We start from the raw sequence: 11,319 nt of genomic DNA, 5'->3' as shown, positions 1-11,319 counted from the left end.
CCATTTGCTGTCATCCTTTCGAGGACGACAGCTTAAACTACCCCGTAGTCACTGTCTCAAAAGGTGGATCCACTATAGTTGGCGTGCCCTTGAAGTCGGCGTTGCGGGAAATTCTGGCCAATATCATTCGGGTCGAAACACGTCTGTTCAACTTGAACAAGGCGTTTCACTTGCGATATCACTCGGCCCTGCACCTGGGAATGTGGCGCGGCCCTTATCACACGGCGGGAGAATTCATCGAAGCAACCTGGCTGCCGCTCCTGCACCTTTACCAGCATGAGATCGCCACCGAGCACCCCGCCTTGGCGGCTTACTTGCTTGGGCAGGGGCTGCGCAGTGTCATCCGGTCGGTACTGGAGGACATGCCGAACCAGCTCGAATCCTCGGCGTTACTCGATAGCCTGGTCGCCATGGCGCTCGGTTGCCTGCGCCCCTCAACATTCGACTAACACGCCGTCGTGCAGGCCGTGCCTCCCCTCAGTCTCAGCTAAGTTTTGCTACGTATCTTCTCCCCGGCGCACGTTCAGCGCAGCTCAGGAGAGGCTAGCCGCCCATGAATTCCGCAAAAGCCGGATGGCTAAACAAAGTACCCGAGGTGACGCTGTCATTCTGGGTGATCAAGATTCTTTCCACGACGGTGGGTGAAACCGGCGCGGATTTTCTGGCCGTGGATGCCGGTTTCGGTGCCGGTTGGACCAGTATCGGCATGGCCGTCCTGCTGGCACTCGCGTTGCGTTTTCAACTGCGCACCAAGGCCTACTCTCCCTGGATCTACTGGCTAACCGTGGTGCTGGTGAGCATCGTCGGTACACAGATCACCGACATTATGACCGACATGCTCGATATCAGCCTGTACACCAGCACGGCGGTCTTTTCCGTGCTGCTGGCGATCAACTTCCTGGTCTGGTACCGAGTGGAACACAACCTGTCGATCCGCGAAATTGTCACTCCGCGGCGGGAACTTTTTTACTGGACGACCGTGCTCTGCACCTTTGCCCTCGGCACTGCCGCGGGCGATCTGGCCACCGAAGCGCTGGGTCTGGGCTTCACACTCGGCGCCGTGATTTTCGGTGCGCTGATCGCCGCGACACTGGTGGCCTGGCGCCTAGGCGGCAACGTGGTGTTGACCTTCTGGATCGCATACATCCTGACCCGTCCGTTTGGTGCCTCACTCGGCGATTTGCTGACTCAGGCCAAAACCTACGGTGGCCTCGGCATGGGTTCCGCCTGGACCAGTGCCATCTTCCTCTGCGTCATTGTTCTTCTGGTTGCGGTCGCGCAAATCAGTGTTGGCAACCGCAAAGCGGTTACTCAGTAAATTTTCAAAAGCCTATCAAGGAATCGTCATGCCTCCACTCCAACAGGTCATTCGCAACGTCGCCATTGTCTCGTCCATCTTCTTGCTCAGCATCGCTGCCGGTTGCTCGAAACCTGCCGACAAACCCGGGGCTGGCACGCCGGCCACGTCCGTGAGCGCATCGGCCCAGTCCGGTTCAAAGCTGGGTGATTTGTCCGAGTTCAGCAGCATCGCCGTCGATGTCGCCGCGCTCGTAGACAAGAACGACCTGGCGGGGGCGAAAACCCGCATCAAGGATCTCGAAACGTCCTGGGACTCCGCCGAAGCAGGGATCAAACCCCGCGCCGCCAGTGACTGGCATGTGCTGGACAAAGCCATTGACCGGGCACTCGATGCCCTGCGCGCCAGTACGCCGAAACAGATTGACTGCAAAGCAACAATGGATGATCTGTTGAAGGCCTTCGATTCGTTCAAGGGCAAGCAATGACCGACAACCGTACATTGGGTTGAACCGACGGCGGACAAACGCCGGCTCAGGTGCTTCAATACAGGCGCGACGGTCATGACCGCCGCGCCTTTTTTTCGGAGCGGGACATGCGCATATTGCTGGTCGAAGATGACCCAATGATTGGTGATGCCATTCAGAGCGCGCTGAACGATGCGAGCTACGCCACAGACTGGGTGAAAAACGGACTCACGGCCCTTGAGGCACTGATAACCCAGGCCTATGACCTGGTGCTGCTGGATCTCGGGTTGCCCGGTAAAGACGGGCTCGATGTGCTTGATGGTATTCGCGGCCGCAACAACCCGGTGCCAGTGTTGATCATCACCGCACGGGATGGCCTCGATGATCGCCTGCGTGGCCTCGACGGCGGCGCTGACGATTTCTTGCTCAAACCCTTCGCCATGGCCGAGCTACTTGCCCGTATGCGTGCCGTATTGCGCCGCAAAGGCGGCAGCGCCCAGTCATTGCTGGACAACGGTGTGGTGTCGCTGGATCTGATATCCAAACAAGCTACCACCGCCGAAACCCGCGATGTTCAGCTGTCCAACCGCGAGTTCGCCTTGCTGCAGGCACTGTTGATTCGACCTGGTGCCATTCTTTCGCGCAGCGAACTCGAAGACCGCATTTATGGTTGGGGCAACGAAGTGGAAAGTAACGCGGTGGAGTTCCTGATTCACGCACTGCGGCGAAAGTTGGGAAGCCATGTCATCAAGAACGTCAGGGGAATGGGATGGATGGTTTCAAAAAACGCTTGAGCGACTCGGTACAGTTACGGTTGTCTGTAACGCTGTCGCTAGCCATCCTGATCGTAGCGGTGCTGGCTGGTTTTTTCGCTTTCGTCTCTGCGCTCAACGAGGCGCACGAAATGCAGGACGAGACCCTGCGTCAAGTGGCCGTCCTTTTTGAGCGGCAGCAGATGACCCTGCATTACCCTACGGTTGAGCAAGTCGTTGACGACGACGAAGAGTCCAGGGTCATCGTGCAATACCTGGCGGATAGTAGCAAAGCGACCAGCAATGATGACGCCACGCTGCCGTTGCCATTTCCCTCAACACTGGCCAATGGCTTGTCTACTGTGAATATTGCAGGCGAAAACTTTCGCGTGTTGGTCAGGGCAACGGCCGGTGGCGAACGCATTGTTGTCGCCCAAGAGGCCGATGTGCGTGACAAAGAAGCGCGAGAGAGCGCCTGGCACAGTCTGATGCCGTTTCTCATCCTGTTTCCGGTACTGTTACTGGTGGTAAGCGATCTGGTGCGCAAACTGTTCCGCCCCATCGCGACCCTCTCGAACGAAATCGATCAGCGCGACAAACAGGCGCTGCACCCTATTGATGAAAACCACCTGCCGACCGAGATCCGGCCTTTCGTCGTCGCCATCAATCGGCTGCTGGCGCGTGTTGCGCAGTCCATGGAAGCCCAGCGTCGCTTCATCGCTGACGCAGCTCACGAACTGCGTTCTCCGATGACGGCCTTGTCACTGCAAGCCGAACGGCTTGCGACCACCGAAATGTCGACGCAGGCCCATGAATGCCTGTTGCCGTTGTCCCGGGGAATAGAGCGCAGTAGAAAGCTGATCGATCAACTACTGGCCCTGGCGGCTGTACAATCGAACCTGGATCGGCCACAGACATCAGTTTCGGTTCATGAGGTGTTTCGGCAGGTATTGGAGGATCTACTGCCGCTGGCAGAGCTCAAAGGCATCGACATCGGTGTCGAAGGCGCAGAAGACGTACAGGTCATTATCAACGAAATGGATCTGTTAATCCTGGTCAAGAATCTGGTGGACAACGCTATCCGTTATACCCCCATTGGCGGACGAGTGGACCTGACGGTCGAGGTGGAGCAGGAGAGCGTGATCCTTCAAATCAAGGACTCAGGCCCCGGCATCAGCACAGCAGAACAAAGGCTGGTGTTCGATCCGTTTTACCGCAGCCTGGGAACCGATGAACCAGGTTCGGGGCTCGGCTTATCCATCGTCAAGGCGATAGCCGATCGTGCGGGGGCACGCATCCAATTGAGTTTTTCGGATGAGAGGAAGAAGAGCGGCCTATGTGTTTCGGTATGGTTGAGAAGAGGCCTATTATCAGCGGCGGGTTGAATAGTTTAAGCGGACAGCATTCAAGCAATTAAAGGCTGGGTAGGGACAGATGAATCGTCAAAAGAAAATAAAACAGTTATTAAAGGCTCACGCCAAAAAAGCCAGTGCCAAATTGGCACCTAAAAACAAGCCAAAATACATTAGTAAAGCGGATCGTTTGAAGTTGGCCGCTGAACCTGATCAGGAGGCGACTATCTCCTCTGAGCACTGATTTTTGTATCTTGAGTGCTGCCCCAAGGTCCAAGTGCTCAAGCGAGTACGGCTTGGCGCTGATCACAATGCGCGGGAAGGCACTGCGCAAAAGGTTGCCGAGCCCCTCGGCGCGCTGCAGTGAATGAGTGGCCAGCGCTATAGGTTTGCTACCATTAACGAACGGCATCGAGATGGAGGTCTGCAGCTTGCAGAGTCGGCCTTCGCCTCCCTGGCATTGACCCACTTGTTGCAAGCCTGCCTGACCACATTGGAGGTGCAATGCGCATTCCATTGTTTTACGCGGTGTCCGCTGCACTGTTCTTGAGCGGGTTTTCCTGCCTGGCGCAACCACTGGATGCGACCGAGAGCGCAAACACTGCCGATACAGCGGCTGTCACGGCGGCGGCCAAAGATGCCGTGTTTACCCAGGAACAGCTGGATCAAATGCTCGCGCCCATTGCGCTATACCCGGACCCGCTGCTGGCACAGGTGCTGATGGCCACCACATACCCCGGGGAGGTCGCCGAAGCGGTAACCTGGTCCAAAGCACACCCGGACGCCAAGGGTGATGATGCGGTCAAGCAAGTGGCGAACCAGCCCTGGGACCCGAGCGTGCAGGCTCTGGTTGCGTTCCCGCAGGTTCTGGCAACGCTGGGACAAGATCCCGTCTGGGTACAGCGCCTGGGCGATGCCTTCCTGGCGCAACCCGACGATGTCATGGGTGGCGTGCAACGCTTGCGTCATCAGGCGCAAGCAGCAGGCAACCTTCACAGCAACCAATATCAGAACGTGACGGTTCAGGCTGCTACGGCCCCGGCTCCCACGAATGCGGCCTCCGCCCCCGCCAGCAGTACCTCGACCATCATCATCCAGCCTTCCGATCCGCAGGTGGTGTACGTACCCAGTTATAACCCGACAACCACCTATGGCACCTGGGCCTATCCCGCGTCACCTCCGGTGTACTACCCACCGCCGCCGGCCTATTACCCCGGCTCGGCACTGCTGGCTGGGCTGGCATTCGGTACCGGTGTGGCGATCATCGGCTCGTTGTGGGGCGATTGTGACTGGGGCAATAACGACATTGACATCGACGTCAATCGCTACAACACCGTCAATCGAAACAACCAAATCACCAACAATCAGAACAAGTGGCAGCACAACGCCGTTCACCGCGATGGTGTTCCCTATCGAGACAGCAGGAGCCGCGAACAGTACGGCCGGCAACTGAACGGTGCCAATCAGCGTGAGGCTTATCGCGGGGACAATGCGCAGCGAGCCCAGGCTCGTGAGAAGGCCCGGGGTTCCATGGACAAGTACGGTATGGAACGACCGGCCACCAGCAACCGCGAAGCCCGTGATCGCGCGAATGCAGCTCAGCCCGGCGCCTCGGACAACAATCGGTTGCAAGCAGGTAACGACAGGCCGAAGTCATCTGACAGGGGCCAAGGTACAGCCAGAAACACTCGGGAGAGTCAGCCAACCAGGAAGGCCACCCAGGAACGTGGCCAGGGCGAGTTGCAGGCGCGCTAGGCTGCGCAAAAACGGTCTTCCGCCAGCACCGGCAGTGCCCGCAACAATGTATTCGCCGGCGCTCGCTCGCCGTCCCAGGCTGACGCACAAGCCAGTCGTGGCCGTACCAGCCAGGTATCCGCCCAGCGCCCCAGTGCCTCGCGATCAGCCGGCAACCCGATCAGTCGGCCGTCCAATCCACCTGCGCGTCAAAGGGGAGGGCGACGTTGAAAAACATTCCTCGAGTAACGGCCCTCATCGGCCTGTGCCCTCATGCCTTGGTGATAGCCGCCAGTGTGGCATGGTCGTGCATTGCCGCCGCACAGCAGGCATTTCCAACGCCTGAAAAGGCCGCTGAAGCGTTCGTTGAAGCCGTGGGGACGGAGCATGCCGATCAGGCACGTTTAACCGAGTTGCTCGGTGAGGAATGGCGCAGTTTCATTCCGCGCGAAGGCGTGCAGCGCAGCGATGTGGATGCGTTTTTGCAGCAATACCATGAACAACACCGCATTGAAAAAACTGGCGATAACAAGGCGCTTCCTTCAGTGGGCAGTGACCACTGGACACTGCCCATACCCCTGATAAAAGGCCAGGATGGTTGGCGTTTCGACATCAAGGCCGGTAGTGCCGAAATCCGTGCACGTCGAATTGGCCGCAACGAACTCGCTGCGCTGCAATCGGTGCTGACCTATCACGACGCCCAGATGGACTATGCATCAGTCGACCGTGATGGTGACGGCGCACTCGAATATGCGCAGAAAATCTTCAGCACTCCCGGCAAGCATGATGGCCTCTACTGGGCGGACGACGACAGCGGTCAGATCAGCCCGTTGGGGCCGCTGTTCGGCAAAACCATTGCCGGTGAAGACTGGCATGGTTACCGCTTTAGGATTCTGGATGGCCAAGGTCCTTCGGCACCTGGCGGCGCCTACAGCTACCTCATCGGTGACAAAATGAGCCGTGGCTTCGCACTGATCGCCTGGCCGGCGAAGTATGCTGACACCGGGGTGATGAGTTTCATGATCAGTCATGAAGGGCAGGTGTTCGAGAAAGACCTGGGGCCTGCTGGTGACAAGTTGGCGCAGTCGATGAAGCGCTTTGATCCAGATGACAGTTGGAAGGAGGTTACTGTAGATCACGACTAGCACGTGGGGCGGCGGTCAGTAGGAGCGCCTGACTTTTACCTGTCGTGCTGATCGTTGTACTCGCGACTGGTACTCTGTGTCGTCTGCCTGCGCGCTGAACTGTCTACCGAGGCCATGCATGCCACTGTCTATCCGTACTGAAACCTGCTGGATCGATACGCCATACGGGCGACTGTTTTGTCGTCGCTGGTTTCCTCTGAGCGTATCAAGCAATACGCAAAAGCCACCGATCATTCTTTTCCATGACTCCCTTGGTTGCGTCTCGCTATGGCGGGATTTCCCCCAGCGGCTGTGCCAGACAACCGGGCATGAGGTCATTGCCTATGATCGGCTCGGCTTCGGGCAGTCCGACGCTTACCCCGGGCAATTACCGCTGCACTTTATCCGCAACGAAGCCGAGTGTTTTTTTGCGTACCTCCGGGCCGCGTTGAAGATCGATCGTTTTATTGCCCTGGGCCACAGCGTTGGCGGCGCCATGGCGGCGAGCTGTGCGTCCTTGTATGCACCGGTGTGCATGGGGTTGATTACCCTGTCGGCGCAGGCGTTCGTCGAGGACCTGACGTTGCAAGGCATTCGAACGGCCGAGGTGCAATTCGAACAGCCGGAGCAGATGGCGCGGCTTGAGAAGTATCACGGCGACAAAGCAGCGTGGGTGTTGTCCGCCTGGACCCGTACATGGCTTTCCCAGGCCTTCAGGGCGTGGACTATTGAACGCACGATTGACGCACTCCATTGCCCACTGCTTGCCATCCATGGCCAGTACGATGAGTACGGGTCGACGCTGCATCCGATGCGTATCGCAAAACTGACGACATCCACGGGTCAGTATTTGATCGTGGATGATTGCCACCATGTCCCCCATCGGGAGGCACCTGAAGCCGTGCTTGAGGCGGTCGGTCATTTTCTCGGTGTTTCCTCGACGACCCTCCGCACAGCCTGCACGTAATCCATATGACCGGTTACCTCGCCAAGTGAGCATGCCGTAGCCTGAGGTACCGAAACATCCTATTGTTGAGCAGTGGGGGATCACAGAGAGGACCGCGCGATGAGCAACGAACAGGAAGCACCTGAGACACACGGTGTGACGGTGAAGTTACTTGCAACGCTTGACCTTGGCCCTGAGATCGCCGGCATGGCAGGGCGCCAACTCAGAATGCGCCTGGTGACTATCGAACCCGGAGGCGTCTTCGGCCCGATGCACAGCCATAAAGACAGACCAGGTACCGTTTACATCTTGCAAGGCACGATTACGGACCATCGTAATGGTGTCGCCACGGACTACGGGCCGGGAGTAGGGTGGCCCGAGGACAGGAACACCACCCACTGGCTTGAGAACAGAGGTGCGATTCCGGCGGTGGAGATCTCGGTCGATATCGTCAGGCAAGCGTAAATACAGGCCCGACCGTTAATGCGATCGGGCCTGTCAATATCCTCATCTGCTTTGAATTGTGTTATTGCGGCCACAACTAAATACAGCGTGTCTTAAAAGTACAAACGCATTCATTGCCGTATTCATATCAATCGTATCCGCTGGGTGTAAGGCTCACCTGCACCGTGCGTTGAATCTTGAATACCTGAGCCTGCCAGAACGCCGGGTGCGGCGTGAGGCTGCGCAGCAGCAACGCGGGTTGCTGCTCTGCAGCCTGGCCTGACGTGGCGGGACCGGCCAGCGGCCATTGCTCAAAAGCACAAGACTTCCGGCCGAAAAGCCGGATAATGGCGGCCAAATCGTTTGGCTCGTATTCAGGTAATCCCGCATGGAAATCAAGGTTAACTTTCTCGACAACCTTCGGCTTGAAGCCAAGTTCGATGACTTTACGGTGGTGGCTGATCAACCTATCCGCTACAAGGGTGATGGCTCCGCACCGGGTCCGTTCGATTACTTTCTGGCTTCATCGGCTTTGTGTGCGGCTTACTTTGTGAAGTTGTATTGCCAAACGCGCAATATTCCCACCGACAACATTCGCCTGTCGCAGAACAATATTATTGATCCGGAAAACCGCTACAACCAGATCTTCAAGATTCAGGTCGAGTTGCCAGCGGATATTTCCGAGAAAGACCGCCAGGGCATTTTGCGCTCCATCGACCGTTGTACGGTAAAGAAGGTCGTGCAAACCGGGCCTGAGTTTGTGATTGAAGAGGTGGAAAACCTGGATGCCGATGCCCAGGCATTGCTGATGCTGAACTCAGCGTCAGACGCGAGCACTTACATCCCCGGCAAGGACCTGCCACTGGAACAGACCATCGCCAACATGTCGGGCATTTTGGCCGGCCTGGGCATGAAGATTGAAATCGCTTCGTGGCGCAATATCGTCCCTAATGTATGGTCGCTGCACATTCGCGATGCGCACTCGCCAATGTGCTTCACCAACGGCAAGGGCGCGACCAAGGAAAGCGCACTGGCGTCGGCGTTGGGCGAGTTTATCGAGCGGCTGAACTGCAACTTCTTCTACAACGACCAGTTTTGGGGCGAAGACATCGCCAATGCGGCGTTCGTGCATTACCCGAACGAGCGCTGGTTCAAGCCTGGCCGTAGAGATGCACTGCCGGCTGAGATTCTCGACGCGTACTGCCTGGAAATTTACAACCCTGACGGGGAGCTACGCGGCTCGCACCTGTACGACACCAACTCTGGCAACGTAGAGCGCGGCATCTGTTCTCTGCCGTATGTGCGCCAGTCAGACGGTGAGGTGGTGTATTTCCCGTCCAACCTGATCGAAAACCTCTTCCTCAGCAATGGCATGAGTGCCGGTAACACGCTGGCTGAAGCGCAGGTGCAATGCCTGTCGGAAATTTTCGAGCGTGCGGTGAAGCGCGAAATTCTGGAAGGTGAAATCGCACTGCCTGATGTCCCGCACGACGTGCTGGCGAAATACCCCGCTATTCTCGCCGGTATTCAGGGGTTGGAAGAGCAGGGCTTCCCGGTGCTGGTGAAGGATGCGTCCCTTGGCGGGGCGTACCCGGTGATGTGCGTCACCTTGATGAACCCGCGTACTGGCGGCGTATTTGCCTCGTTCGGGGCGCACCCAAGCTTTGAGGTGGCGCTGGAGCGCAGCCTGACGGAACTGCTGCAGGGCCGCAGTTTTGAAGGCCTGAACGATTTGCCTCAGCCTACCTTTGAAAGCAACGCAGTGACTGAGCCGAACAACTTTGTCGAACACTTCATCGACTCCAGCGGTGTGGTGTCGTGGCGCTTCTTCAGTGCCAAAGCTGATTTCGAATTTGTTGAGTGGGACTTCTCCGGCGAAGGTGAAAACTCCAATGCCGAGGAAGCTGCGACCTTGTTCGGCATTCTCGAAGACATGGGCAAGGAAGTGTACATGGCGGTGTACGAGCATTTCGGCGCAACCGCCTGCCGCATTCTGGTACCGGGTTATTCGGAAATTTATCCGGTAGAAGATCTGATCTGGGATAACACCAACAAAGCGTTGTTCTTCCGCGAGGATATCTTGAACGTGCACCGTCTGGATGACGCCGGCCTGGAAGCACTGGTCGAGCGTTTAGAAGACAGTGAACTGGACGACTACACCGACATAGCCACCTTGATCGGTATCGAGTTTGACGACAATACCGCCTGGGGGCAGCTGACGATTCTAGAGCTGAAGCTGCTGATCTATCTCGCCTTGCAGAAATTTGAAGAGGCGAAAGAGCTGGTGGAAGCCTTCCTGCAGTTTAACGACAACACGGTCGAGCGCGGTTTGTTTTATCAGGCCTTGAACGTGGTGCTGGAAGTACTGCTGGACGATGACCTGGCGCTTGAAGATTACGAAGTCAATTTCCGCCGGATGTTTGGCAACCCGCGGATGGACGCCGTGTTGGGGTCAGTGGACGGCAGCGTGCGCTTCTTCGGCTTGACGCCTACGAGCATGAAGCTGGAGGGGCTCGACAGGCACCTGCGTCTGATCGAGAGCTATAAAAAACTGCACACGGCGCGGGCCAATGTGTCGGCGCTGTCCCGCTAATAGCGCAGCAGTGAAAAGCCAGGCACTGCCTGGCTTTTTTTGTCAGGCGTTTGCCGGGCGTCTGGGTGATTGATCCAGACCCGAAGCGGTCAGTGACAAAGGGCATCTGTCGTGCTTCAGCTTGTCTATCAGAGCCCGTCGATCGGCCCCTGGCCTTTTCCCAATGCCAGATTCACTGCCAACCATCCGTTCACAGCTGTCTCTCCGGCTTCGGCAAATACTCGCTCCAGTAACTTCACCTGCTCGCGTCGCAACATGTGCTCCAGGCGAACGCCCTCGTCGGTCAGCTCCAGCAGGCGCATACGCTTGTCGGTCTGCGACGCAACACTGCTCACCAAACGCATTTCCATCAGTTGACGCAACGGGATGTTCAGCGCCTGTTTAGTCACGCCGAGCAAAGCCAGTAGCTCCTTGACGCTGAGGTTCGGATAGCGGGCGATGAAAAATACGATGCGCTGATGGACCCGGCTCAAGCCGCGGCGATCAAGCATTTCGTCTGCCTTGGCAGTGAATGCCTGGTAACCGAAGAAAAATGGCTCTTCGCATTTAAGGGTGTAGAAAAAATCTGACCGGCTGGAAAAGGAGTCGAGGATCTTAGAAAATGTAAGCTC

General features: G+C 57.3%; 11 protein-coding genes and 2 pseudogenes. 11 read left to right on the top strand and 2 right to left on the bottom strand.

Going from position 1 to position 11,319, the window contains the following annotated elements; translation table 11 throughout:
* The 10 genes and pseudogenes from EKA13_RS23695 to EKA13_RS23650 form a co-directional block, all read left to right on the top strand.
* Window positions 1-449 (top strand): annotated as a pseudogene (locus EKA13_RS23695) (hypothetical protein); the annotation flags it as partial.
* Window positions 450-553: 104 nt separating this feature from the next.
* A complete protein-coding gene (locus tag EKA13_RS23690; protein ID WP_065761613.1) occupies window positions 554-1,318 on the top strand; it encodes a COG4705 family protein in 765 nt (254 codons plus the stop codon).
* Between the two features lie 28 nt (window positions 1,319-1,346).
* On the top strand, window positions 1,347-1,784 hold the full coding sequence (locus EKA13_RS23685; RefSeq protein WP_065761612.1) for a hypothetical protein: 438 nt from the start codon (window positions 1,347-1,349) through the stop codon (window positions 1,782-1,784).
* A 107-nt stretch (window positions 1,785-1,891) separates the two neighbouring features.
* A complete protein-coding gene (locus EKA13_RS23680; RefSeq protein WP_065761611.1) occupies window positions 1,892-2,557 on the top strand; it encodes a response regulator in 666 nt (221 codons plus the stop codon).
* Window positions 2,533-3,900 (top strand): ATP-binding protein, encoded by a 1,368-nt coding sequence (locus EKA13_RS23675; RefSeq protein WP_065761610.1) that lies wholly within the window; start codon window positions 2,533-2,535, stop codon window positions 3,898-3,900. Before EKA13_RS23680 ends, EKA13_RS23675 begins: the two co-directional genes overlap by 25 nt.
* 49 nt (window positions 3,901-3,949) lie before the next feature.
* Entirely contained in the window at window positions 3,950-4,111 is a 162-nt protein-coding gene (locus EKA13_RS23670; RefSeq protein ID WP_083199894.1) for a DUF2986 domain-containing protein, read from the top strand.
* Window positions 4,112-4,371: 260 nt separating this feature from the next.
* A pseudogene (locus tag EKA13_RS23665) lies at window positions 4,372-5,832 on the top strand (DUF3300 domain-containing protein).
* A 26-nt stretch (window positions 5,833-5,858) separates the two neighbouring features.
* Complete coding sequence (locus EKA13_RS23660; protein ID WP_065761615.1) at window positions 5,859-6,746, top strand: DUF2950 domain-containing protein; 888 nt, start codon at window positions 5,859-5,861, stop codon at window positions 6,744-6,746.
* Between the two features lie 118 nt (window positions 6,747-6,864).
* Window positions 6,865-7,692, top strand: a complete 828-nt coding sequence (locus EKA13_RS23655) for an alpha/beta fold hydrolase (RefSeq protein ID WP_065761608.1) — start codon at window positions 6,865-6,867, stop codon at window positions 7,690-7,692.
* A gap of 99 nt (window positions 7,693-7,791) precedes the next feature.
* A complete protein-coding gene (locus EKA13_RS23650; RefSeq protein ID WP_065761607.1) occupies window positions 7,792-8,136 on the top strand; it encodes a cupin domain-containing protein in 345 nt (114 codons plus the stop codon).
* A gap of 127 nt (window positions 8,137-8,263) precedes the next feature.
* On the opposite strand, the gene EKA13_RS23645 is transcribed toward EKA13_RS23650, so the two are convergent.
* Complete coding sequence (locus tag EKA13_RS23645; RefSeq protein WP_065761606.1) at window positions 8,264-8,473, bottom strand: hypothetical protein; 210 nt, start codon at window positions 8,471-8,473, stop codon at window positions 8,264-8,266.
* 30 nt (window positions 8,474-8,503) lie between these two features.
* Between EKA13_RS23645 and EKA13_RS23640 the strand changes: the two genes are divergently transcribed.
* Window positions 8,504-10,708, top strand: a complete 2,205-nt coding sequence (locus EKA13_RS23640) for an OsmC domain/YcaO domain-containing protein (RefSeq protein WP_065761605.1) — start codon at window positions 8,504-8,506, stop codon at window positions 10,706-10,708.
* 128 nt (window positions 10,709-10,836) lie between these two features.
* Here EKA13_RS23640 and EKA13_RS23635 read toward each other — a convergent pair whose 3' ends face one another.
* Complete coding sequence (locus EKA13_RS23635; protein WP_065761614.1) at window positions 10,837-11,301, bottom strand: MarR family winged helix-turn-helix transcriptional regulator; 465 nt, start codon at window positions 11,299-11,301, stop codon at window positions 10,837-10,839.
* Between the last annotated feature and the right edge of the window lie 18 nt (window positions 11,302-11,319).

Source organism: Pseudomonas defluvii (assembly GCF_001695625.1).
In the GTDB taxonomy this organism is placed as follows: Bacteria; Pseudomonadota; Gammaproteobacteria; order Pseudomonadales; family Pseudomonadaceae; genus Aquipseudomonas; species Aquipseudomonas defluvii.
The sequence above is the reverse complement of the archived record's forward strand: the minus strand, read 5'-3'. Positions and strand labels throughout refer to the sequence as shown.